The following is a 24,819-nucleotide window of genomic DNA, read 5'->3' on the forward strand; positions in this document are numbered from 1 at the left end:
GTTGATTTTTGCTATTATACAAATTCTAAATAATTCATGCTAACAATGCGATCGCGCCCTTCTGATTTAGCCTTGAATAACGCCTGATCAGTCCGACGAATAAAATCGGCCATCTCCATCATTGTGTTGGGAATGATGGTCATAATCCCCATACTCAGGGTAATATATTTGGACACAGAAGAACTTTTGTGATGAATCGTTTGATGGGCGATGGCCGCTTTAATGCGCTGGGCCACTTTTTGAGCACCGCATTGAGAGGTGTTAGGCAGTACTAAAACAAACTCTTCTCCCCCATAACGAGCTGCTAAATCAGTCGCTCTCTGACTCATTTTTTGAAGAATTTCTGCAATTTTCTTCAGACAGTCATCCCCCAGCAAATGTCCATAGGTATCATTATAGTTTTTAAAATAATCCACATCAATTAAAATTAACGACAGTGGATGTTGCTCTCTTATTGCCCGTTGCCATTCAGTCATAATATATTCATCAAAACGACGACGATTGGCAATTCCCGTTAAACCATCCAACGATGCTAATAGGGATAACTGATGATTGGCTTTGAGCAGGGCCGCCTGAGAAAATTCTAGAGCCGCTAACATGAGAGTCGTTCTCAATTCCTTAGCTGCCTCCATTTCGAGTATTTGCCAAGGTAGAGAAGTTGCTTTTACGATCTCTTTCCAGGTTTCAAAGGAGCCTTGGGGAGAAAGACGGGGAGTTTCTTTGGAATTGTCGGGTAATGTCTCATGGGGATCTCTTCCCCAATTAACAGTTTGAATAATTTCGGGACGAAACCAGAGTAAATGGTAAGAAGTCTGATTCAGAAAAATGGAAATACCTAACAGGCCACTAGCCACATTTTTAAAGGCGATCGCCTCGGGGTAAACCTTGGAGAGACTATTGGTAGCAAAAACTTCCTGTTTAGAAAAGCCTAAAAACCAAGCAAGTAATTTCTGTACCTGTTGGCGATCGGGGGTTTCTCCTAGCAAAGTCAATTCACTGTCAAAATAAGCCACGGCTCCTTGGGCATTCACCAAATCTAGAATATTATGGGAATATTTTTTTAAAATCTGACTAACCCCAATACTCTGGAGTGGCATTAAATCCTTGAGAGTTTCTTGTAAATAGGTTTGAATATTTTTAATCTCTGCCCAATAACGTTTGGCTTCTTTTTCCTGACGTTTAATTAACTCTAAGGACATCATCTGTCCCAACAATTCACAGTATTTCCGCTTTTCATAGGAGACAAAATTAGGGGAACCGTGATGGCACACAATTAATCCCCAAAGTTGATGTTCATTAATTAGGGAAATACAGAGAGTAGCTGCCACATCCATATTCCGTAAATATTCTAGATGGCAGTCTGGCACACTGCGTAAAATGGAGAAGCTTAGATCCGTTCTTCTGTGGGTCTGGGGATGGTTGGCGGGAATAATCGGGACTGACTGGCGATTAACATCTACAATTGTACGAAGCCAATTTTCATAATAAAGTTTACGGCAATTCTCTGGAATATCAACGGCGGGATAGTGCAAATCCAGATAGGATTCCCAATCTTCTCGTTTATTTTCCGCAATCACAACCCCTGTATTATCCAAGTCTAAACGGTAAACCATGACCCGATCAAAACCTGTAATGTGGCGAACTTCGGCAGCGATCGCATCTAGAGTGGCTTGGAAACTGGAAGCTCGCTTAATTCTGAGGAGTGAAGTCTTAATTAAGCTATAAAAATCATTTTCCTCTCTATTGTCGAGAGTCGCCTGGGATTCTAAAATTTCAATTTCTAAAATAAGTGTCTGTTGATTGCGATGGACAAATCCCCTAAATTCTTGTCCATAATTTTTGACAATACTGGTAAAGGTAAAGGCACTCAACGTTTCAATCGCTTGATCCTGAAGATTTTGATAGAGATTCTTTATCTCAGCCTTGGCAAATAGGGTAGAGAGAGGTTTCCCTAATAAACTGCTGGCTGTTATGCCAAAAATGGCTTCTGTATTATCACTAATTTGTAAGATAATAAAGTTTGGTTCTTCTAAAACAAAGAAAACACCATGCGGCTGAATAAAATGAGTGAGATGAACTCGATTCGGATCATCCTTTTCGTCATCGCAGTTATCTCCAATCTCTAACGTATTCTGAGTGGGCGAATCCATCAGCTTTTCTACGTCTTGATTAGATAGAGCAACTGAGTGATTTTTTTTATTTTTAATCATTGGCTATCAATTTTTATTATGTTTTAATATCTGTGAATTAAGAGTAAGAATCTGAATTCCGTTTATTCTAAAATATATCTTCAAAGATTTTCCGTTTTCTTAAAAGAGACCGTTGTTCAATCGCAACTCTGTTCCGGCGCGTATCGCAAAACATCAATGCGTTAACTACTTTTCTACTCTCAGTAGGGTACACCTAACGATGACGAAAGTCTTAGTTTCGTAATATTCCTTAATATTCCTTAATATTTCTTAGCATTGCTGAGGAGGTAATTATGGGGATGAGCCAGTAGCTCTGGAAATACCAATTTGTGTACAAATTGACCTTAAAGTTCCACTTTTTATCAAGGAGTGATTACACATAACTAGAGGTGTTTCAGTTTCGTCCTCATTCACTCGTCTCATTACGATATGTTCTCTTTCACGCATAATTTCAAAGCCCAGTAGCTCAAAGGTTTTAATTACTCTTTTTTTCGGGGCATCGTTGGAAAATTTGGGCATTAGATAGCAACTCCTGCCTCAGAAATAAATACTTCAATTGCGGGAATGTCCTCCAACATTTCTTTGCCAAATATTTCTGCGTAACAAGCGATCGCAGATTTAACATCGGCAAGAGCTTCTTCATAGGTATCGCCCTGACCAACAATTGCTCCAACAATACCGATAGGATAAGCAACATAGCGATCGGAATGTTTTTCTACAATAATTTTGAGGTGTTGCATTTTTGATAAAGAAAAATTTTTGCTGTTGTTCTTCCCATATTAACAGAAGTTCTAAAAAGCGATCTCCTCTCTCCAATTCTCCCTTTCAAAAAGCGATCACCCCTCTCTAATCCCTTTCTTTCAAAAAGCGATCGCCTGTCACCACGTCCTTCTTTCAAAAAGCGTTCTATAAAGGAATAGACATTATTTGATTTATCCATTCTTCTATCGTTGTTACTTCCCAGATCAAAATCAGGGTATCAATAACCTCATTAATTGCAATGGATTGAGAGACGATTAATACACCATAGCTCGTTTTTGTCATCACAAACCTTCCAAATTCTATCGGCATGGTTTTACGATCATGGGTGACAAGAATTCGCTGCTCTTTGGCCGCGATCGCTAATACTTCAGGGTCTTTTATCCCTTCGAGTCTAGACTCATTAGCTGATCGAAAATTGAGCTTAGGTTGACGACGAGTAACACCGATTACAATGGCTTGTTTAAGATCAGCGTCTGCTTGAAATTGAACTTTCGTCATTGTTTTTTCTGAGATTGGGCTAACTTTAATTTCTGATATAATGAAGAATTATTTTTTTGGAAGGATTTTTGTATCTGTTCAAATTCAATTTGACCCTCTGCTAAATAGGTATCAATCATTTCTTGATTGGCCAAATAAAAGGCGATCGCCCCATAAACCTGCTCTAGGGAAAGTAACGGAAAGTTTTGAGCAATAGTTTCGGGAGATTCTCCATTCAAAAAGGCATAAATCACGGAATCAAGAGAGATGCGTGTTTCTTGAATCCAATAGCCGTTTTCTCGTTTTTGAATATATTGTTTGGTTTTTGGTAATGCTAGGATCATAACGAAGACCTAAGTTGTATTTTTTATTAGATTCTAGCATAAATTGTTTGGGATGATTTAAGGCAATCACCAAATAGTTGATAGTTAATAGTTAATAATTATCCATTGTCAATTATCCATTAAAAAAGCGATCGCCTCTCTCTAATTGCCTCCTTTAAAAGAGAGCTTTAACATTTTACTGTTTCTCATAAGCCCGTAAAAATTCGGCTCTGGAAATACCAATTTGTGTACAAATTGACCTTAAAGTTCCACTTTTTATTGAGGAGTGATTGGGCATAACTAGAGGCGTTTCAGTTCCGTCTTCATTCACTCGTCTCATTACGATATGTTCTCTTTCACGCATAATCTCAAAGCCCAGTAGCTCAAAGGTTTTAATTACTCTTTTTTTCGGGACATCGTTGGGAAATTTGGGCATTAGACAGCAACTCCTGCCTCAGAAATAAATACTTCAATTGCGGGAATATCCTCTAACATTTCTTTGCCAAATACTTCTGCATAACAGGCGATCGCAGATTTAACATCGGCAAGAGCTTCTTCATAGGTATCGCCTTGACCAACAATTGCGCCAACAATACCGATAGGATAAGCAACGTAACCATCGGAATGTTTTTCTACAATAATTTTGAGATGTTGCATTTTTGATAAAGAAAAATTTTTGCTGTTATTCTTCCCATATTAACAGAAGTTCTAAAAAGCGATCGCTCTCTCTCCAATTCCCTTCTCTAAAAAGCGATCGCCCCTTTCCACTTCTCCCTTTCAAAAAATGATTGCCTCTTTCCAATTCCTAATTAATAAAAAAGCGATCGCCTTTCTCTAATTCTCCCCTTCCAAAAAGTGCTTGCTTCTCCCCCTTAAAGTGAATATAATTCCCAGTCAATAATATCATTCCGTTCATTTTTTATGATAATAATTTCATCTTTTCCAGTCTGTCTTGTTCTAAAACTAGAGACCAATTCTTGATAATCAGATGATGAATTAATAGCTTCTCCTTGCAATATATCAAAACGCTTCCATTGTCCATTATTATAAATAATAAATCTTATTTTAAGATTACCAGCTTTAATATAGTTTTTGTTGTTTTGTAAATAACCTTCATCTTGTTGGGATACGAAATATAAACTTTTCGTAATTAAAGCATCAAAAGAAAACGCAATGGCAGTTGCTTCCTTAATATAGTTTAATAAATCATCATAAGGAGAATCAGCATCCGCATCATGGGCAGCCTTATTTCGTCTTAGGTATGCGTTTTTAAAACTTTCCTGTGGAGCAAGTAGTGTGACACCAGCCAAACTTGTAACTTGTTGAATTGCGTTCCATCCTCCATCAATGCCGAATGTAACAAGAGAGTCTCTTATATTTTCCTGCGTTACATTAGCTTGAGTCCATCCCATAGAAAAAGGTGATAACTCATAGGAATTTGATTGAGTACTAGCAATTTTATTTGTCTGTTCTTGAACAAAAGAAATTGGGTTTTCTATATCCTTTTTATTAGTTTTAATATAAGCAGCAAGTCCCTGTAAAGCATCAAAGATAGAAGCATCTTTTAACGCTTGAGGTAATCTTTCAAATGGTATATTTTCATTTCCTACCGAACCAACTTGGTTAAGAACTTCTCCTGTCCTAGTTTTCAAAAAATCTTCCAAGATTGTATAACCAATTATCGCTAATCCATTTCTTAATATTCTAGCTCGTTTATTGTGATCAGTCTCAGCTAAACCTTCAGAGATTACAATTTCTGAATCAAGGGCGTTTCTAAATGTTGCGATTCTATCAAGAAATTTATGGCGTGCTGTCGTATCCATAGAAGAAAAAAATAAATTTCAGAAAAATAGTTATAAATAAGAAATTTCACAAATACAAAATGAGTAAAATTAGATATTTACATTCAATACCTTGCTTAAAATTTCATTCATTTTTTTAATTCTATATTCCACATTTTCTGGATTAGAAGTGAATTTTCTGATAGAATCCTCAAACTTCTTATCTGCTTCATATTCTTTTGTAAATTCATCTCGAATTTGCTTACTCTTGTTATCATCAATAATATTTTTGTGCTTAAGAAAAAGCGACACTGAAACCATCTGGAGATCATAAAAGGCTTGAACAACTAAATTGCGTACAGACTTGCCGCTTGGTCTCATAAAGGCTTGTTTACCCCATATTTGAGAACAAAGACTAATACTTTCTTCAAAAATCTCTTTTAATTCTTGGCATTTTTGAGCGTCTGCATTTTGATTATCTTCCATGAATTTATCCATTGCTACCTGAAAGTTTCCCCCAAAATTTTTCCATGTTTCTCTCAACGTAAAAAATCTTAAGACATATTCAACATCAACCATTTCTCGGTAAAGTTTATTCTCTTTTTTATTTTTTTCATCGATTTTTAATTGCTGATGTAAAATCGAATTTTCAGATAAGTTAATAATGAGGTCATTTAATAAACCTCGATAAAGAACATTTCTCAATTCTTGAGCAAGTAATATATCTCCCCCTGTATTTAGTCTTTTAAAAACTTCATATTTAAGGTTTGGATTAGATTGTTTTAATAGCGTTATAACCCTTAAATAACATCTAATAGTTAGTATGTTTTGCATTTCAGTCGGAAGTTGATTAAATGTTATTCCCTCAAGGGCTGTAAAATCTTCTAAGCTAGATAGCTTCATTCCTTGCGACATGAATTCATAAATTGATGTAATTCTTTGTTTTCCATCAATGATTGAATACTTGCCATATTCATCTTCTGCAAGATAAATGGGAGGGACTGGAATATTCAATAAGAAAGATTCAATTAAAGCAGATTTTTTATGTTCATTCCATCTTTCACGGCGTTGATAAGGGGAAGCTATTTCTATTGCTCCAGATTTAACCATAGAAGAAATAGAACCCAGTGACAAATCAGAAGATTGAATGACTAACTGGTTTTGTGCATTTAGAAATTTGTCTAGGATACTTTTGTTATTCATAATTATTTCTCTTTCATGCAATGATGCTATAGTAGGTGATTCACTTGATGTTGGGAATTTTAAGTCTTAAGTCAATGATCACAAGAAGCCTTTTCGCAATTGTAACTGTCCTGTGCAATTTATACAAAAATTGATCGCCGCTTTAACCCCCAAACCTTCCCCTGTCTAACAAATTGTGTCGGAATGCAGCCAAAGTCCCCACAGAGCCGCATTTTTTGGTAAAAATACTTATAAGTGCCTTAAAAACTGACCCTTATCCTAGGAGAACACGGAAATTATGTTCACTCACGTCAAGTCCACCATTCGCCGCATCGTTCCTGAAGATATAAAGGGGCGTTCCCTTGTTAAGGTGGTCTATGTCGTGCTGGAGTCGCAGTATCAGAGTGCGTTATCGGCAGCCATCCACAAGATTAACCGCAACCATGACCAGGTAGCCATTCAAGTCAGTGGGTATCTCATCGAAGAACTCAGAGACCCGCAGAATTACGCCGAATTTCAGAAAGATGTGGCCGAAGCCAATCTGTTTATCGCCTCCTTGATCTTTATTGAAGATTTAGCTGATAAGGTCGTCTCGGCTGTGGAACCCCATCGAGACCACCTCGACGCAGCAGTGGTCTTTCCTTCCATGCCCCAGGTGATGCGCCTCAATAAGTTGGGAACCTTTTCCATGGCCCAACTCGGCCAGTCGAAAAGCGCGATCGCCCAATTTATGAAGAAAAAGAAAGAGAGCGGGGGGGCAAGCTTTCAGGATGCAATGTTGAAACTATTGAGGACATTGCCGCAGGTCTTGAAATATCTGCCGATGGATAAAGCCCAGGATGCGCGTAACTTCATGTTGAGCTTTCAATATTGGTTGGGCGGATCATCGGATAACCTGGAAAACTTCCTGTTGATGCTGACCGATAAATACGTTTATCCAGAGCGCAACTTAGGGAAAGAGAGCAACTATCAAGAACCAGTGGTTTATCTGGATATGGGGATATGGCATCCCTTGGCCACCAGTGCAGAACGCACCGTACCGATGTTTGCCGATGTAAAAAGCTATTATCAGTGGTACAACAGCCGTAATGATATTTCTGAAGACCTGAAAGACCCCCTGGCTCCCTGTGTGGGCTTGATTTTACAGCGTACCCATTTAGTGACGGGGGATGATGCCCATTATGTGGCGATGGTACAGGAATTAGAGGCTTTGGGAACGCGGGTGATTCCCGTCTTTTCGGGCGGGCTGGACTTTTCTAAACCTGTGGATGAGTATTTCTGGGATAAGACCGTCAAGGGCGTGGAACCGTTGCCGATTGTGGATGCAGTGGTATCGTTAACGGGGTTTGCGTTGGTGGGTGGCCCTGCGCGTCAGGATCATCCCAAGGCCATTGACTCCTTGAAACGGTTGAATCGTCCCTATATGTGTGCGTTGCCGTTAGTCTTCCAAACCACAGAAGAATGGGAAGAAAGTGATCTGGGCTTGCATCCGATTCAGGTGGCGTTACAGATTGCCATACCAGAGTTGGACGGAGCGATAGAGCCGATTATTTTGTCGGGACGGGACGGCAATACGGGACGAGCGATCGCCCTACAGGATCGGATCGAAGCGATCGCCCAACGGGTATTGAAATGGGTGAACCTGCGGAAAAAGCCGAAACTGGAGAAAAAAGTGGCGATTACGGTGTTTAGTTTCCCGCCCGATAAGGGCAATGTGGGGACGGCGGCCTATTTGGACGTATTTGGCTCCATTTTTGAGGTGATGCAGGCTTTGAAGGGCAATGGCTATGACCTGGAGGAGTTACCCGCGACGGCTAAGGAGTTAATGGAGGCGGTGATCCATGATGCTCAGGCTCAGTACAACAGTCCACAGTTGAATATTGCCTATCGGATGGGGGTAGAGGAGTATGAACGCTTAACGCCCTACTCGGAACGGTTAGAGGAGAACTGGGGTAAACCGCCTGGGCATTTGAATAGTGATGGTCAAAATCTGTTGATCTACGGTAAGGCGTTTGGCAATGTCTTTATTGGGGTGCAACCGACTTTTGGCTATGAGGGCGATCCGATGCGGTTGTTGTTCTCCCGTTCTGCCAGTCCCCATCATGGTTTTGCGGCGTACTATACCTATCTGGAACGGATTTGGGGGGCGGATGCGGTGTTACATTTTGGCACGCACGGCTCTTTGGAGTTTATGCCTGGTAAGCAGATGGGGATGTCGGGGGATTGTTACCCTGATAATTTGATTGGTAGCATTCCAAATTTGTACTATTATGCTGCCAATAATCCTTCGGAGGCGACGATCGCTAAACGACGGAGTTATGCGGCGACGATTTCCTATTTGACTCCGCCAGCCGAAAATGCGGGGTTGTATAAGGGTTTGAAGGAGTTGAGTGAGTTGATTGGCTCCTATCAAACTTTGAAGGAGACGGGACGCGGGGCGGCGATCGTCAATACGATTATGGATAAGGCACGGCTCTGTAATTTGGAGCAGGATATTGTGCTGCCAGAGGGGGATGCTAAGGATTTGGACGGTGAGGCACGGGACAATATTGTCGGTGCGGTCTATCAAAAGTTGATGGAGATTGAGTCGCGGCTGTTGCCCTGTGGTCTGCACGTTGTGGGTAAACCCCCGACGGCGGAGGAGGCGATCGCTACGTTGGTGAATATTGCAGCGTTGGATCGGGAGGAGGACGGTTTGCAATCGTTGCCGAGGATTATTGCTAGTAGTCTGGGGCGGGAGATTGAAGAACTGTACAAAAACAGCGATGCCTTCGGCACGCCTGGCGCACGGGGCGTGTTGGCCGAGGTGGAGTTGTTGCAGGAGATTACTTTGGCTACGCGGGCGGCGGTGACGGCGTTGGTGCAGGCCCAGATTGATAGTGAGGGACGGGTGGCTAAGATTAGCAAGCTGAACTTCTTTAATTTGGGTAAGAAGGCTCCCTGGGTGGAAACGTTGCACGGGTTGGGGTACGGCAAGGTGGATGTTGACTTGCTGAAGCCGTTGTTTGAGTATCTGGAGTTCTGTTTGGAACAGGTCTGTGCCGATAACGAGTTGGGGGCTTTGCTGAAGGCTTTGGAAGGGGAGTATCTGCTGCCTGGGCCTGGGGGTGATCCGATTCGTAACCCTGATGTGTTACCGACGGGTAAGAATATCCACGCCCTGGATCCGCAGTCTATTCCCACAGAGGCGGCGGTGCGATCGGCCAAGGTGGTGGTGGATCGGCTGATTGAGCGGCAACGGTTGGATAACGGGGGGCAGTATCCAGAGACGATCGCCTGTGTGCTGTGGGGTACGGACAACATCAAGACCTACGGGGAGTCCTTGGCGCAAATTATGTGGATGGTGGGGGTGAAACCTGTGCCTGATGCGTTGGGTCGGGTGAACAAGTTGGAGTTGCTGTCCTTGGCAGAGTTGGGTCGGCCCCGCATTGATGTGGTGGTGAACTGTTCGGGGGTGTTCCGCGATCTGTTTATTAACCAGATGAATTTGTTAGACCAGGCGGTGAAGATGGCGGCGGAGGCGGAGGAACCGCTTGAGATGAACTTTATCCGTAAGCATTGCCTGGAGCAGGCGGCAGAGATGGGGATGGGGGTGCGACAGGCGGCGACGCGGATTTTCTCGAATGCGTCGGGTTCCTATTCGTCGAATGTGAATTTGGCGGTGGAGAATAGCACCTGGGAAGAGGAGGCGGAGTTACAGGAGATGTATCTGAGCCGTAAGTCCTTTGCCTTTGATTCGGATAATCCTGGGATGATGGCGGAGAGTCGGGGCCTGTTTGAGCGGGCCTTGAAAACGGCGGATGCGACTTTCCAAAATCTGGACTCGTCGGAAATCAGTTTGACGGATGTTTCCCACTATTTCGACAGTGATCCGACTAAGTTGATTGGGACTTTGCGGGGGGATGGTAAGCAACCATCGGCCTATATTGCCGATACGACGACAGCCAATGCCCAGGTGCGTAGCTTGTCGGAAACGGTGCGGCTGGATGCGAGGACGAAACTGCTGAATCCGAAATGGTATGAGGGGATGCTCTCTCATGGTTATGAAGGGGTACGGGAACTGTCCAAGCGTCTAGTCAATACGATGGGCTGGAGTGCAACGGCGGGGGCCGTAGATAACTGGGTTTACGAGGATGTAAACACCACCTTTATTGATGATCCAGAAATGTGTAAGCGTTTGATGGATTTGAATCCCAACTCTTTCCGTAAGATGGTAGGGACATTATTAGAGGTGAATGGTCGCGGTTATTGGGAAACTTCTCAAGAAAATTTAGACCGTTTACAACAGTTGTATCAGGAGGTTGAGGATCGAATTGAGGGTGTAGAATAATTGCTACAGTTGCGGGGTCATTAATTGGCCCCCAATTGTTCCTACAATATTGAAAATCAACATTCACTAAAAAAAGTTGATTGAGTTTTTAACTGTAAGATTCAGTAATCGTATTAAAAATGTTTTCGATTACAAAATCGTCAAGTAATGGTCGGATTGGAAACATCACTTATCAAGGGCAAAGCTTTTCTACTCCTTTGCTGTTCCCAGTCGTTTGTTTAATTACAGGTTCAACACCAAGAGGAGGCGGTTTATGGAAGTATATTCTACAAGCTGATGAATCTAACGGTTTGTTACGCCGTAACTTACCAGTAATGTCTCAAGTGCTTCATTTTCTTGATTTTTTACACCATAAACATAATGGAATAATTAACTGGCGTAAACCGTATGAAGTTGTACCTGATGAATACGAACACCACGAAGCCATTATGAGCTAAGACTTTAGATTGGATTCTCTAAATACATCACAAATTTCTTTATTAGTGAATCGCTCTACCGAGTACCTTTTATGCTATAATAATTGTTATCAAGCTTTTGTGAGTTATTCTACGAGCGCAGCTTATCGCAAAGCACTAGAAATGTACCCGTGAATTTTAAGGGTTTACAGATATTGCCGATTAAACCTAAACAGCGCAAATTAACTGAGTTTTTTCGTAAGGACAATGTTGATAAGTTGATTAGTAACATCAGCTTAATTTTTGACTCTATTTAACATTTGACTCTATTTAACAATATAAATTATAGGAGAAAGTTTACATGAGTAGCTTAGAGGAAATTATTGATCAAAAAATTGGAGAGGTGCGAACTGAGACCTTTGACCTTAGTTTCGGCGAAATTATTAGCTTACATTCAAATAACGAGTTGATTATTCAACCTGCTTATCAGCGTCTTTTTCGATGGAGTGATGAAAAAAAATCTCGCTTAATTGAATCTATTTTATTAGAACTTCCTATTCCTCAAATTTTTGTTATTGAGAACTCACAAGGAGTATTTGAGTTGATAGATGGACTTCAAAGAGTCTGTTCTGTGATTCAATTTATTGATTCTTCGGTATTAAATTTTAGAGCAGAGAATTTGGACTTGCAGGAAGAAAATATTATTATTTTACCGCATTTGAAATTACAAGATTGCAATCTTGTCAAGGAGCTTAATGGCAAAGAGTTCAACGATTTATCCCTATCTTTAAAACTAAAAATAAAAAGATCACCTATTAGAACCGTTATTATTAAAAAGCAAAGTAGAGATTTTTTGAAATATCATATGTTTCAAAGGTTACATACAGGAGAGGAACAACTAAGTGCTCAAGAAATCCGAAACTGTTCAGCAAGAATGGTCGGTCATAATGGTATTGAGTTTTATGAATTTTTAAGAAAGAAAGCATCCTCAAATGACTTCAAGCAATGTATCGCTACCTTGTCCCAGGAATTAAAAGATAGAAAAATGGATGAAGAATTGGTTTTGAGATTTTTTGCAGCCAAAAATTCACCTGATCTATTTTCTGGAAATGTTACCGACTGGCTAGATGATTACATGAACAAAATTCTGCTACAGGAAGAAGAATTTAAGTTTGAACTTGAAGACAAACAATTCGACAAATTATTTAGTTTTCTAGCTGCAACATTAGGAGAATATTCTTTTTTATCTTACAGAAATGGTAAGCCATCAGGTTCGCTTAAACCAGCTTACTACGAAGCTATTTCTGTTGGGGTTTGTAGAGTTCTTGGACAGATAGAAAATATCCCAGATATAAACTCTCAAGCAAGAGAAGCTATAATTTCTGCTATACAAAGCGAAGATTTCAAGATTTATACTGGTTATAGTTCCAACAAAAGAATTTCACTTAAACAAAGAATTAGTATTATTCAAAATTGTTTATTAGGATTATTACGATGAATGATTGGTCTAACCAACTAGAACAAGATTTAATATGGCGTGAGAAAGAATTGGCCTCTTTAAAAGCTTACGTTATCTCAATAGATAAAAATTCTGTGCGCTACCAAGCTTTACTTCGAGCAATGTGGCTGCTCTTATATGCTCATTATGAAGGTTTTTGTAAATTTACATGGGACTTATACTTGGAAGAATTAGAAAATTTACAAATCCAAAGAAAAAAGTGTAAAGATGAGTTTGTGAAGTTATCATTAACAGACTCATTTAAAAGGTTTAGAGGAGATATATCTGATGATAATATTTGGAAGTTTTCTTCTATGGATTTTCATCTTTTACTTGAAAAAGAACTTAAGTTTTCAGTTAAACTTGAAACTGATTCAAATTTATGGCCTAACTTATTAAAAGATAACTCTTTAAAAGTAGGTCTTGATTGTCAATTGATAGATATTCACCGTGCAAAACTGAGAAATTTAGTAGGTCGGCGTAATGAAATTGCTCATGGGAAGAAAAACATTATTAAAAATATAGAAGAATATCAGCCATACGAACAAGCTGCGTTAGAAGTTATGCACGAACTAGCTGTTTTAGTTGTTGATTGTCTAGACAAAAGGCTTTATTTAAAAGAATCTAGTTGATTCAATAAAGTTTTTAGCAACATTAATTCAAACACACCTAAAAAATGTTCAATAAAATCCAAGCCAAATGTGAAATTTTTAAAGAAGGCGATCTCTATGTTGCCCTTTGTCCTGAACTTGATGTCTCCAGTTTCGGCGAAACCATTTCAGAAGCCAAAGCATCCCTAGAAGAAGCCCTACTTGCATTTTTAGAAGAATGCGAAAGAATGAATACCCTAGAAATTGTCCTTGAAGAAGCAGGATTTAAACGCCAAAATAATCAATGGCACTTACGAGAACCGCTTATTTCTGAACTAGTTGCTATTAGTTAAAATCATGGGAAAAGAACAAAAAATAGTCTCCATTCACTATCACAAGTTAGTCAAAATTTTTGAGCTAGAAGGTTTTGCAGTTAGTCGCTAAAAAGATGAGCATTTAATCTTGACTAAACCAGGCGTTATTTGACCTGTTGTAATCAAAACTAGCCCCCATAAAGTTGCTGTTACCCATATTATGACCAATTTACGAACAGCAGGCATCAGTCGAGAACGTTATTTTGAATTATTAGACAAAATTTAATTGTAATTAGGGCTTGCTGAATAAGGATGAAATCCTTGCTAGACAATACTTTCAGGCATTTTACAAACGATCAGATGCAAGTTTATGGCATTTGGAGGCTCAAAATCCATGCACTTTGCTGGAAAAATGTGAGGTAAAACTGGAAACTGAGCTCTGAAGTCACCATTTTTCGCGCCCTGTGGCATCTAGGTTCGATTTGCAGACTTATTCAGCAAGCCCTAATTAGTCACAGCAATAAGTGGGGCTTAATTCTCATTAAGCCCCAAAAATACTAGAGAGGAAGAAAGTCATCAATGGAAGGAGGAGAAAGACCAGAGGAAGATAAAATAAGAGATAACTGTTCGACCGCACTTTTACCTTGAAGTCTCATGGTTTCAAGAAAACTAAACATCATGGCAACAAGTTGTCCGCCCCAATGACTTCTAGCACCGCCACTAACCTTACGATGAATAACAACAGGACGCAAGGCTCTCTCGGCATCATTGTTATCAGGTTTAACTTCAGGAAAAGTAAGAAAAGTAAACCAATCATGCCAATAACGTCGAAAGCGATTAGATAACAATTGGGAATCACTTGCCCATCCCGTGGGCGGCGGATTATCCAGAACCTCTTGAAGTTGAGCTTCTACTAGGGGTCGCTGTTGTTGTAAAGCTTCTAAGCTCAGTTTGCCTTGATGATAATCTCGATGGGATTGACGAGCTTGCTCTAGAATAGGAAAAACTCTCTGAGCAAAAAGTTTATTTTCAGAAAAGTGGGAAGTTTCCAAGGCCTTCAATTCCCGCCCAATATGAGCCAGACATTTCTGTTTATGCTGGGCATTTTGGCGATGGTAAGCCCCCCAACAGTCCGTACTGAGAAGCCCATGAAAATCTTTACCTAATAGGGAATGAACCTCATCGGAACTCCGGCTGGGAGCCAGAAACAAAACACAAACAGAGGAGGAAGTAGCCACCCACATCCAATAGTTAACCCCATTGACGCGATAGCTGGTTTCGTCCACACAACGGACTCCAGGCTCCTGTATGTAAGTCCACCACTGTTCATAACTAGGATACAAGCTTTCGCAAAACCATCGGTGCATTTTAGCTAAACTCCCTTGAGACAGAGGAATGCCAAAGACCGTTTCTACCAAGTATCGTTGTTTTAGCCAAGTCAAATTTCCCCCATATCCCAGCCATCCCACTAAGCTGGATAAGGTTGCACCGTAGCTAAAATCTTCACGACATCCCAAAGGAAGTGGGGCATAACCTTCCCAATCACATTTTGAGCATTGATACTTTTCCCTAACATATTCCCTTACCTCTACTGGTTTACTGACTAATTCAGCTATTTGATTTTTTTTGATGATAGTCTCCTTTTGCTTTTCCACTGACGCACCACATTTTGGGCATTTTTCCATCCTTAAATCTACTATTTCATCTACCCGACCAAACCCGTTTCTGGTTTTACCCACATGGTCGTACTTTGGACCTCTTTTTTTTCCTTTTTGACCGAAGGTTTTGGCGACTTTCTTTTTGTAACCGTCACTGCTTGGGGGCTGAGAGCTATTTTCACTCGTTCTTTGGTTAAGCTTTTTCAGCTTTTCTTTCAACTTTTCTATCTCTTTCTTTAACTCTACCAATTCTTTTCTCAGCTTTTCGTTCTCTTCTTTTTCTTTCTGATAATCTTCATACCAATCTTTTGCCACTTCTTTTTGCCATGGCATTTTCACTTCTTCTTGGTTTAAGTCTGGAACTGGGTCTAGTTTTTTCATAGTCTCCCTATTCTAACCTATCTCTTTAACCGCCTTTCCTTTCTTCATTATTCTTTACTTTTTTCATTTGCTTCTCATTCTCAATAATTTCCTTCTTTATTGCGGTGACTAATTACCAAGCCAAATTGTGAAATTTTTAAAGACAGCGATTAATTTCTCACTTTCTAAACCCCGAAAAACCATTAGGAAACTTCACTATGAACACCAAACAATTAATCCTTGAAGAACTTAATAAACTTGAAGAAGACAGCCTTCAAGAACTGTATGGACTCATCAAAAATTTTGCTAACAACAAAACCAGTGAAAAAAAGCAAGGAGCCTTAACCAAACTCAAAAAAATAAAAATTCAAGCTCCCGTTGACTTTGCGGCTAATATTGACCTCTATCTCAAGGTCGAAAAATAAATTGGCAATACCAAAGCATTTCTTAATACAGGCTTCGTTATTGCCCTAATTAATGAAAGAGATCAATATCATCAACAAGCTTTAAACTTAGCTGATTTATATGAGCAGTATCTCTTGGTAATTACCGATGCTGTTTTTCTAGAAATTGCTAATGCCTTAGCTCGAAATTATAAACAAGAAGCAATACAGGTTATCGAAGACTTAACCTCATCAGAAAACGTTGAAATTGTAAGATTAACACCTGAACTTTTTGAACGTGCCTTCGACTTATACAAAAAACGTCAAGATAAAAGCTGGGGCTTAGTTGACTGTCTTTCATTTATTATTATGCAAGATAAAAACATAAATTTTGCACTCAGCTTTGATCAACACTTTATTCAAGCAGGTTTTCAACTTCCGACTTCTCCTAATAGATAACCAAAAAGTATTACGCTAACTTCATCCAAGCCAAATGTGAAATTTTTAAGAAATGCGATCGCGGTTTTAAGTTTTGATTTAGGTCGATCATCAAGAAACTCTTTGTTGAGCTTTTTCATAAGCAGGATCATGAACATCAAAGCTAATAACTTTTACTCTTTTAGGAATAGGTTTATCATAAATTCGATAGACTAATCTATACTGTTGATTGTTATACGTTATTTCTAAGGAGTGATAGCCTTTAAGTCTACCTTTTAACTTGTGACAATTTAAAATACCACCATTATTGGGAGATATTTGTAAAATTGGTTTGAACAGCCTTTCAAAATCAGATTGAAGTTCTTTCGGTAAAGTGGGTAAATCTTCAGAAAAAACAAGAGGATGTACTTGCAGCAAATATTTAGCCCGCATAACCACGTTCTTTAAGGTCTTGATTAATCTGTTCTAAATTAAAAGTTTCATCAAGGTTTCCCATTGTTATCCATTCCTCTTCTTGAATGGGATTGATCATTCTGGAAATAGCCTTTGATTCAGCAGAATTAACCGTTAACTGATTTTCTCGTTGTAACTTTTCGGTGATCGCCTCCTGAATCCAGGCATCTCGACGATGTGAAGGTAACTGATTAAAAATATCACTATTTAAAGAGACCGTAACACGATTAATGGCTTCCTTGGCTTTTATTTTCATATTATTTTCTTAATCCTTGATTAGATTTATCCTCCCTATTTTATCTTAAAGATGAGATAATAGAGGCAAACACTCTGAACAGAAACTAATTAAAGCCAAGCAAAGGTGAGATAAGAAAGTGATCGCGGTTTTAAGTTTTGATTTAGAGCGATCGCCGCTTCCTAAGTTTGCTTGACAAAAAGAAACCAAACTAATAACGTTGGGGTTGAAAATTTTCAGGAATATCCAGTTCAAAAACTTCGTCGTGAATATGAGCAACATAAAATCCCTCTTGTAGCGTTTTTTCTCGTAAATCGGGAGACATATCAACAGCCGCCAAAATCCCATAGAGTTGTTTATCTTTGTGTTCAGGAAAAAAAGCACGAAAACGTTGCAAAATACTTTTTAATTGAGTAATCGAATCTTCCCTAGCATGACTTTTAACCTCGACAATATAGGCAGTATTTAGCTCACCATTAGCATAAGCAAGGACATCAATTTCTATGTGTTGTCCACCTTTACTAACTCGTACACTAGGACTGGTCGTTTCCATGCCAAACCTTTGTCTGAGAATTTTCTCCATTGAGGGAAGAGCAAGACCTTCCGTAAAGCTACCAAATTTTGCACCGAGTCCCCCAATTTGCTTACCCAATTCCTTGAGTTGGCGATCGGTTTGTTTACCCAATTCCTTGAGTTGGCGATCAGTCTCCTTTTGTTGGCGATCGGTTTCCTTCTGTGCCTGACTAACTTCCTTAAGTTGTAGATCAGTTTCCTTTTGGGCAGTCGTTAATTCAGCGAGGAGTCGCCATACGTCATCTGCGGTGGTTGCCATAGATTATTTACCTTTGTTATTCTTGATTTCCTCTATTTTAATGGATTATCTGCGATCACTGTTTTATCGTAACGATTTGGAAAGGCGATCGCCTTTCTACTCACCATATTCTGACAAAAATACTAGAAAATCCCTCAAGGCTGCTCTGGTGTTTGGTGAACTTTCGAGTTGATGTTGTATTTGGAGAATAATCCATCTATTTTGGATTCGAGTATGGCGAGTTGCTCGTTCTCTTTCCTCGTTTGCAAGAGCATCCCGTCTAGCCTCTCGTTCTCTTGCCTCGTTTGCAAGAGCATCCCGTCTAGCCTCTCGTTCTCTTGCTGTAAGGTTTTCATCCTCAATTCGTGTTCTTGCTGCTGCCGCTTCCCTTCTGCTTTGATTTCCAGCGTGCCACTCAAGGCCGAGATTAACCACCAGAGACCCTGACCCCAGAACAAAGACCAGAAAGCTCCACTCGATCGTGGTGAAGGGGAAGAATGAGAAGAGGATGGTGTCTGAGTTTCCATAAAATCTTAATAAAGCCGCCACTGCATACAAAAATGTCGTCAGTGACTTTGGTAACAGTTTGAGTAACTCTATCATAAAGGTATTTTATCGGCGATCGCAGTTTTTTATCCTGTTTTAAAGAGCGATCGCGTTTTCAATGGACAATTATCAACTATTCACTATCAATTAATCGGCGTTTTCAATGGAGAATGGATAAGCGATCGCCGCTTTGTAGGTTGGCTTGACAAAAGGAAACCAAACTAATAACTTTGGGGTTGAAAATTTTCAGGAATATCGAGTTCAAAAACTTGGTCGTGAATACGAGCAACATAAAATCCTTCTTGCAGCGTTTTTTCTCGTAAATCGAGAGACATATCAACAGCAACTAAAATACCATAGAGTTGTTTATCTTTATGTTCAGGGAAAAAGGTACGAAAACGTTGCAAAATACTTTTTAATTGAGTAATAGATTCCTCTCTTGCATGACTTTTAACCTCCACAATATAGGCAGTAAGCTGTCATCAGTTTAACTTGCGAGAATACTTGATCCCTTGTTTTTGATTTTGCGCCCCCAACGGATTGTCAATCCGCCTTCATTAAGAAGTTTTTTGATGAGAGATTCTAATTCCTCAAGGGAAGCATCTCACTTATGCAATAAGTATTAATACTTATGGGCAGAAAAATAAGACTTTGAACTTTATCGAACTTTATCAAAAAAAGAAATGAGAGTATAATAGTCGAGACCCACTTTCCAAAATCTATCCCAATTGAGGAACAATCTCATGTTATCAGTGTTATCAGAAAATGAAAAAAGGATTCAAGAGTTATGTCAAGAGTTGGGAGAATGTCTCTATCAACAATCTCAAGTTAAAACATTTAATAATTTGGGCGAAATAGAGGAGACTGTCAGAGACTTAATGATTCAGTATGTCAACCCAGAAATAGGTATTTTTTTGTCAAAACAAGTACCGAGGAAACCACAGGTCGGATACGAACAGTAAAAAGTATTTTGGGGGAATTGCCCATTACAGAAAAACAAGCGAAGAAATTAGAACTAAAGCCTCGAACTCAGATGAGTCCAATGTTAGAGAAGAACTGTTTGCTACTGAGTGGCGATGAGTCTTATGAAAAAGCAGCTAAGAAAATCCAATCATTGACGGGAATTGCTGTTTCTCACAGTACGCAACAACGCCTTGTACATCGCTATCATTTTGAAGAATTACCCTCTAACACAGAAGTCGAAGAAATTAGCATAGATGGTGGGAAGGTACGACTCAGAACTCCCAAGGGAGAACCCTTAATTTGGCGTGATTATAAAGGAGTCAGTTTTCATCAATTGGGGGTAGCTGCCTTTTTTCAAGATAACTCGGCTTTATTAGATTTGGTTAATTCTCAAATTTTGGCTAAGCCTTTAATTTGTTTGGGAGATGGACATGATGGTATCTGGAACTTATTTCGTGAGATAGGACAGAAACATGAGCGAATTGAAATTTTGGACTGGTATCACTTAATTGAAAACCTCTATAAAGTTGGGGGGTCATTCCAGCGAATTGAGGAGGTCAAGTCTTTTCTTTGGACGGGTGAAGTGGATGCCGCTATCTCCTGTTTTGAGGGATGGTCAGAGCCTCAAGCTGAGAATTTTATCATTTATTTGGTTCTCCTGAACAAAGAGTGATAATTAAAGCTTATCATGAAAAGCAAGCTAAAAAACGATTTCGCATATTATCAAAGTTCATAAATCCATAAGCTTGACGCTTGATTAGTTTAAGACGATTATTAATTCCTTCCATTGCCCCATTCGTCGTTCGACTCAAAAAGTAGTTACAAATAGAGTCTAAATTCCTACGAATTGTGCTAATTACATCTGTATAAATGCTCTTAGCATTCTCTAACCATTCTGTAAATTTTAATCGCCCTTCTTCCTTCTCATTTACTTTTTCATATATTTCTCTAAATGACTCTTTATACTCATACGCCTTACGCAGACGAGCAGATTGCTTTAACACCAATTCTAATTTTTCTAACTCCTCCTCTTTTAGGTCTTCTTTATTTTTTAATAATAGCCATTTTTCTCCCTTAATTTTTACATTCAACCTTGTCTGTTTACGGATTTTATTTAATTCTTCATTCACCGCCCTCATTACATGAAATCTATCCGTTACAATTACTGCATTCGGAAATACTTTTTCTATCACCTTCGGAAATCCTCCCCACATATCTACACTCACTTGTTCTACTCCTTCCCTCACCTCTAATTCTTTCTCCATCAGCACTTCGATGATTTTATCTTGTTGATGACTATCTATCACTTCTATTAATTCTCCTTTCTCTATATCTCCTAACACTGTTACAAAATTCTGATGACCTTTTCGTTTCGCTATTTCATCCATCCCGAGGTGTTTTACTCCTTGCCAATCTTTTTTTTTAGCTTCACATTGACGTTGGTAAATTCCATTCACTTGATCCCATGATAGAGATTCCTCTCTACCTACTTGTTCCACACTGCTCACATTTACTCGTCCATAAATATATTCTTCATACCTCACTGTGTATTTCCTACGGGCTTCCATAAATTCTAGATTTTCTGTAAAAAACCTTTGACAATCTTTACAGTAAAATTTACGACGAGGGACTTTCAGGTATACCATTTGACCAGATATAGACAAATCCCTTACCAGTACATTGTTCGTCTGATGTAATTCATCTGTTAAGCTACCACAATAATTACATTTGACTTCTTCCTCTTGACAACTCAGTATTAAAAATGCCTGTTTCCCTTCTTGAATAACATTTCTTATGTTTACTTTTGGTAAATTCAGAAGATTTTCCAGAAAAAATAACATTGATGTCGTCGGGTGCATCCCACTTAAGATAATACATTGACACTCAAAAGAGGAGAGTGATTGAGATAAGCACATCGTAGCCGAAGAATACGAGAAACATTATGAAGATGCCAACGTGCTCCCGACAATTTAACCCTAGCTCCCACCTGTTTAATCTTAGACTCCACATCACCAGAACCAATCACAATACCAAGCTGTTGATAGTATTGGTAATCAGGGATACGCTGATAATGCTTCGTCAAATAGGCTTGAAAATTCTTTGCCCTCTTGCTTTTGACTCCATCAAACGCATCTATTGCCTTGTTCACAAAACCCCGCCACAGTAAATGCTCCACTGCTTCTAGCCGTTTGAGAGAGCCACCCACTTTGAACAGATTCTCCTTGAGATGATACCAATCCAACACCTCTCGTCGTATCAGCCACGATTGAGTGGCGAAACTCTCTACCGCATTCCAGATTGCGGGATGACCATCTCCCAAAAAGGTCACTATTGGGGACAAAGGTTGAACATTGCTCCAATTCTTTAAGCCCTCTGGGTCTTGGAAAAAGGCTTCACAGACATTGCCATGAAGACTCACCAGTTTATAATCTCGCCACTGTCCCCCTTCCTTCTCCTCGCCCCGCAGACAAATCTTTCCCCCATCTATACTGACCCCCGCACTCTCTGACTGAGCTTGAGCTAAGGGCAGTTCTGTCCGTTCTACCAAGCGATGTAAACTGCTATGTCCTACTTTTATCCCCATCAACTCCTCTATATCTTCTTCTGCTTGTTGGTAGGATGTTTTCGCACTGGCTCTTAGACAGCATTTCTCTAAACCTGGACTTAAGACGATTTTTGGCGACACCTTTAGTTTTCTGGCTTGTTTTTGGCTTATTTCCACTTCTCCGACTAGGGTTTTGATTTTTCGCTTGTTTCCAGACCGTTTTTTTCCCCCTTCTGAAAAAAAAACTCCCCCATTGTTGGCCCCACAATTTCTAACATCTGAGTTCTGACTTCTACTTCGATGCTTCCAAAGTCCTTCTGTTTCTCTGGTTCCGTATATTTGCGCAGGATACGGGCTGATTCGGTGAGATGCTGTTTTAACAGTGCTTTTTCTTCTGGGGGAATCGGTAACATACTTTTTTCGCTCATCAGTTTTTTTCCATTTTACCCCAGATTCTATGTACTGCTTTATCCGGGATGTACCCGATGTCGTCCTCATATAGTGTATCTTATTATACATCTTCTACCGCAAAGCCAGAAGAACCATTTATTTAAACAAGCATAAACATCGGATTGTCAATTATGGTTATTTGCAGGCAGAGGGCATTTCTATTGGCTCTGGCTCTGTCGAATCTCAAGTTAAACAAATTGGTCATCGTCTTAAAATTACTGGTGCGAGTTGGAATTCTGACAATGTACCACAAGTCCTTCGTCATCGCTGTTCCTATTTAAATGATTACCTTTTTTGACTCTTTCATTTACCTCGTTAAGTATTTCTACTTATTGCAAAGGTGAGATGCTCCCAGTTAACAGAAGCTAAAAAGTTTTTTCTAACCAGATTTAGAGCGGGTACATCTTACAAAACCAAACAAGTATTGTCTCAAGGTAGTCATTACAGAGATGAGATTATCATTATGGGAAATTACCGTTCTAATCCTTGCAAGCATCCGGTGAGATTAGTCTCAGTATTATGGGGAACAATCTGGTATCAGTATTTAACAAATGTGTTGTCTCCCGAACAACTGTCCGCCGAAGAGGTCTGTGATTTATATCGAAGACGATGGACAATCGAAGAAGCCTTTTTATTAACGAAAAGACTTTTAGGACTAGCCTATTTATGGGTAGGGAATAAGAATGGTGTCCAAATCCAGATTATTTGCACTTTGATTTTCTATACGGTCTTAAATCAATTGGTAGGGGAAGTGGCGATTGCTCTAAATCAACCGAAAGAAAAAATCTCAGTAGAGATGGTGTTTCGGAGTCTATACTATGTAGCGAAGGCTATTGCTAGAGGAGAAAAGCCTGATACAGTAACCTATCTGGCTGAACGTGCTAAGTTATTTGGTTTGGTCAAAGCTGAGAGAAAGCGACATCGAGAAAAGGCCGCTCTCAATCAACAAATTTGGGAACCCATTCCTTTAAGTTGACACGGATGCTCCCAAGTTAACCCTTTTTCAATTATACCGAGAGCTACAGCAGGAACTTCTCTAGTAGTAAAATGGCTGCGAACAAAGTTATGAACCATCCAGAAAATATCTAGGACTCGCTGTAATCCCACAACAGATTTAGCATAAGTATTTGTACGACGACGAAAGGCGGCTAAATAGCGTCGGATAGCACTATTAAATGCCTCAACGTGGTTGGCATGGACGTCCTTTTCTTCTGGTTTTTCTGTTGTCTCTGGATGTTCTGGTTTCGGAGTTTCTACTTTCTCTAGTTTACCCTCAGAATCTCGACGTTTACTACTCTTATTTTTTAGTCTTACTACAAGACCCTTCGGTAATACTTTGGTGGGACGACCTCGCTTTCCAGTCCTTAATACTTCGTGACAAATATTAAATAGCAGTTGACTATATCGCTTTTCTCCATCTGTAAATAACTGGAGAAATTCTGCACTCCTTTCAAATAATTCCGCTACCGTCATCATTGCTTCTAGAAATAATTTCTGCTCTTTTCGACCACATTTTAAATGCCAAATAAAGCGGCTAGCCCTGTCCATGAGCACGATTGTCCACCCCTCAGAGGCACTTGCTTCTTTATTTTTTCTAACTTTTGTGTATAGTTCATCCCCTTCTATTACTAATTTAACAAATTCATTCACTAAGGCGTATAAAAATAATGTCTCTTGTAATCCTGATAATTTCTTTTCCCAATTCAATATTGTTGTTTTCGCGTAGCCAAATACTCGGGCTGCTGCATTCAATCCTATTCCTTCCATTCTGGCTTTTAATACTTTTACAATTTCACTTAATGGGGTTTCTAAGCCAGCGATTACGCTACCATAAGTCTCAGCAAAACAAGAACTACATTCTTGACAAATGAACATTTTACGTTCCCCGTTACCTTTCGTTTGATAATGAGAATGTATTTTTACGTTTTCACTATAGCAATGAGGACAGTTTTTCTTGAATAAGGCATCCTCTTTCTCTTGGCACAAGCCAACATCATTCAGGATTTCCATAGAGCTTTTCTTTAATATTGACATTGTTTTCTGTTTCCTTCTTCTTTGGTATAATGACAATAATAATAGTATAATAAAAACGGGCCGATGTCTAGTCTTAAACTATTTTTCTATTTTCTCAAAGCC

24 protein-coding genes and 4 pseudogenes are annotated in these 24,819 nt (G+C 39.4%); 10 read left to right on the plus strand and 18 right to left on the minus strand.

Translation table 11 applies throughout. The features are described from left to right. Positions 1–14: 14 nt before the first annotated feature. From KA717_11410 to KA717_11445, 8 genes are all read right to left on the minus strand, one after another. Positions 15–2,150 carry a diguanylate cyclase gene (locus KA717_11410; GenBank protein ID UXE63206.1) on the minus strand — a complete coding sequence of 712 codons (2,136 nt, stop codon included), beginning with the start codon at positions 2,148–2,150 and terminating at the stop codon, positions 15–17. 557 nt (positions 2,151–2,707) lie between these two features. Then, positions 2,708–2,929, minus strand: a complete 222-nt coding sequence (locus tag KA717_11415) for a hypothetical protein (GenBank protein ID UXE63207.1) — start codon at positions 2,927–2,929, stop codon at positions 2,708–2,710. Positions 2,930–3,095: 166 nt separating this feature from the next. Next, positions 3,096–3,449: a DUF5615 family PIN-like protein gene (locus tag KA717_11420; protein UXE63208.1), complete on the minus strand. Its 354-nt coding sequence runs from the start codon at positions 3,447–3,449 to the stop codon at positions 3,096–3,098. After that, positions 3,446–3,772, minus strand: a complete 327-nt coding sequence (locus KA717_11425) for a DUF433 domain-containing protein (protein ID UXE63209.1) — start codon at positions 3,770–3,772, stop codon at positions 3,446–3,448. Before KA717_11425 ends, KA717_11420 begins: the two co-directional genes overlap by 4 nt. A gap of 175 nt (positions 3,773–3,947) precedes the next feature. Beyond that, positions 3,948–4,187: a type II toxin-antitoxin system HicA family toxin gene (locus KA717_11430; protein ID UXE63210.1), complete on the minus strand. Its 240-nt coding sequence runs from the start codon at positions 4,185–4,187 to the stop codon at positions 3,948–3,950. Then, positions 4,187–4,408, minus strand: coding sequence for a hypothetical protein (locus KA717_11435; GenBank protein UXE63211.1), 222 nt, complete (start codon positions 4,406–4,408; stop codon positions 4,187–4,189). The genes KA717_11430 and KA717_11435 overlap by 1 nt, the downstream gene beginning before the upstream one ends. A 215-nt stretch (positions 4,409–4,623) precedes the next feature. Then, positions 4,624–5,574, minus strand: coding sequence for a hypothetical protein (locus tag KA717_11440; GenBank protein ID UXE63212.1), 951 nt, complete (start codon positions 5,572–5,574; stop codon positions 4,624–4,626). Positions 5,575–5,643: 69 nt separating this feature from the next. Then, positions 5,644–6,735, minus strand: coding sequence for a DUF262 domain-containing protein (locus KA717_11445; GenBank protein UXE63213.1), 1,092 nt, complete (start codon positions 6,733–6,735; stop codon positions 5,644–5,646). Between the two features lie 277 nt (positions 6,736–7,012). Here KA717_11445 and KA717_11450 point away from each other — a divergent pair, with 277 nt between their 5' ends. The 5 genes from KA717_11450 to KA717_11470 all read left to right on the plus strand — a co-directional run bounded on the left by KA717_11450 (position 7,013) and on the right by KA717_11470 (position 13,880). Then, positions 7,013–11,044: a magnesium chelatase subunit H gene (locus KA717_11450; protein ID UXE63214.1), complete on the plus strand. Its 4,032-nt coding sequence runs from the start codon at positions 7,013–7,015 to the stop codon at positions 11,042–11,044. Between the two features lie 119 nt (positions 11,045–11,163). Next, positions 11,164–11,481 carry a hypothetical protein gene (locus KA717_11455; protein UXE63215.1) on the plus strand — a complete coding sequence of 106 codons (318 nt, stop codon included), beginning with the start codon at positions 11,164–11,166 and terminating at the stop codon, positions 11,479–11,481. Positions 11,482–11,800: 319 nt separating this feature from the next. Continuing rightward, complete coding sequence (locus tag KA717_11460; protein UXE63216.1) at positions 11,801–12,937, plus strand: DUF262 domain-containing protein; 1,137 nt, start codon at positions 11,801–11,803, stop codon at positions 12,935–12,937. Next, positions 12,934–13,569 (plus strand): MAE_28990/MAE_18760 family HEPN-like nuclease, encoded by a 636-nt coding sequence (locus KA717_11465; GenBank protein ID UXE63217.1) that lies wholly within the window; start codon positions 12,934–12,936, stop codon positions 13,567–13,569. The genes KA717_11460 and KA717_11465 overlap by 4 nt, the downstream gene beginning before the upstream one ends. A 44-nt stretch (positions 13,570–13,613) precedes the next feature. After that, positions 13,614–13,880 (plus strand): hypothetical protein, encoded by a 267-nt coding sequence (locus KA717_11470; GenBank protein ID UXE63218.1) that lies wholly within the window; start codon positions 13,614–13,616, stop codon positions 13,878–13,880. A 518-nt stretch (positions 13,881–14,398) separates the two neighbouring features. On the opposite strand, the pseudogene KA717_11475 reads toward KA717_11470, so the two are convergent. Then, positions 14,399–15,802 (minus strand): annotated as a pseudogene (locus KA717_11475) (IS66 family transposase). A 275-nt stretch (positions 15,803–16,077) separates the two neighbouring features. Between KA717_11475 and KA717_11480 the strand changes: the two are divergent. Together KA717_11480 and KA717_11485 are read left to right on the plus strand one after the other, a co-directional pair. Further along, a complete protein-coding gene (locus KA717_11480; protein UXE63219.1) occupies positions 16,078–16,284 on the plus strand; it encodes a hypothetical protein in 207 nt (68 codons plus the stop codon). 48 nt (positions 16,285–16,332) lie between these two features. Beyond that, positions 16,333–16,701 (plus strand): PIN domain-containing protein, encoded by a 369-nt coding sequence (locus KA717_11485; protein ID UXE64631.1) that lies wholly within the window; start codon positions 16,333–16,335, stop codon positions 16,699–16,701. A 90-nt stretch (positions 16,702–16,791) separates the two neighbouring features. Here the strand turns inward: KA717_11485 and KA717_11490 are convergent, their stop codons facing one another. From KA717_11490 to KA717_11510, 5 genes are all read right to left on the minus strand, one after another. Then, a complete protein-coding gene (locus KA717_11490) occupies positions 16,792–17,112 on the minus strand; it encodes a hypothetical protein (protein UXE63220.1) in 321 nt (106 codons plus the stop codon). Beyond that, a complete protein-coding gene (locus tag KA717_11495; protein UXE63221.1) occupies positions 17,102–17,389 on the minus strand; it encodes a hypothetical protein in 288 nt (95 codons plus the stop codon). The genes KA717_11490 and KA717_11495 overlap by 11 nt, the downstream gene beginning before the upstream one ends. A 190-nt stretch (positions 17,390–17,579) precedes the next feature. Further along, positions 17,580–18,200: a DUF3782 domain-containing protein gene (locus tag KA717_11500; GenBank protein ID UXE63222.1), complete on the minus strand. Its 621-nt coding sequence runs from the start codon at positions 18,198–18,200 to the stop codon at positions 17,580–17,582. Between the two features lie 96 nt (positions 18,201–18,296). Beyond that, positions 18,297–18,782, minus strand: a complete 486-nt coding sequence (locus KA717_11505) for a hypothetical protein (protein UXE63223.1) — start codon at positions 18,780–18,782, stop codon at positions 18,297–18,299. Between the two features lie 164 nt (positions 18,783–18,946). Beyond that, a complete protein-coding gene (locus KA717_11510) occupies positions 18,947–19,186 on the minus strand; it encodes a hypothetical protein (GenBank protein UXE63224.1) in 240 nt (79 codons plus the stop codon). Between the two features lie 291 nt (positions 19,187–19,477). On the opposite strand from KA717_11510, the pseudogene KA717_11515 reads away from it, so the two are divergent. Then, positions 19,478–20,355: pseudogene (locus KA717_11515) on the plus strand (ISKra4 family transposase). Between the two features lie 19 nt (positions 20,356–20,374). Here the strand turns inward: KA717_11515 and KA717_11520 are convergent. From KA717_11520 to KA717_11530, 3 genes are read right to left on the minus strand one after another with little or no spacing between them, the layout of a single operon-like run. Beyond that, a complete protein-coding gene (locus KA717_11520; protein ID UXE63225.1) occupies positions 20,375–21,547 on the minus strand; it encodes an ISL3 family transposase in 1,173 nt (390 codons plus the stop codon). A 5-nt stretch (positions 21,548–21,552) separates the two neighbouring features. Then, positions 21,553–22,431, minus strand: a complete 879-nt coding sequence (locus tag KA717_11525) for an ISKra4 family transposase (GenBank protein UXE64632.1) — start codon at positions 22,429–22,431, stop codon at positions 21,553–21,555. Next, positions 22,419–22,661 carry a hypothetical protein gene (locus KA717_11530; protein UXE64946.1) on the minus strand — a complete coding sequence of 81 codons (243 nt, stop codon included), beginning with the start codon at positions 22,659–22,661 and terminating at the stop codon, positions 22,419–22,421. Before KA717_11530 ends, KA717_11525 begins: the two co-directional genes overlap by 13 nt. 119 nt (positions 22,662–22,780) lie before the next feature. Between KA717_11530 and KA717_11535 the strand changes: the two are divergent. After that, positions 22,781–22,981: pseudogene (locus KA717_11535) on the plus strand (ISKra4 family transposase). A 60-nt stretch (positions 22,982–23,041) separates the two neighbouring features. Beyond that, a pseudogene (locus KA717_11540) lies at positions 23,042–23,659 on the plus strand (transposase). Here KA717_11540 and KA717_11545 read toward each other — a convergent pair. Beyond that, entirely contained in the window at positions 23,626–24,717 is a 1,092-nt protein-coding gene (locus KA717_11545; protein ID UXE63226.1) for an IS1 family transposase, read from the minus strand. The pseudogene KA717_11540 and the gene KA717_11545 sit on opposite strands and share 34 nt — an antisense overlap. Positions 24,718–24,819: the final 102 nt, after the last annotated feature.

Origin of the sequence: Woronichinia naegeliana WA131 (assembly GCA_025370055.1) — a bacterium.
In the GTDB taxonomy this organism is placed as follows: Bacteria; Cyanobacteriota; Cyanobacteriia; order Cyanobacteriales; family Microcystaceae; genus Woronichinia; species Woronichinia naegeliana.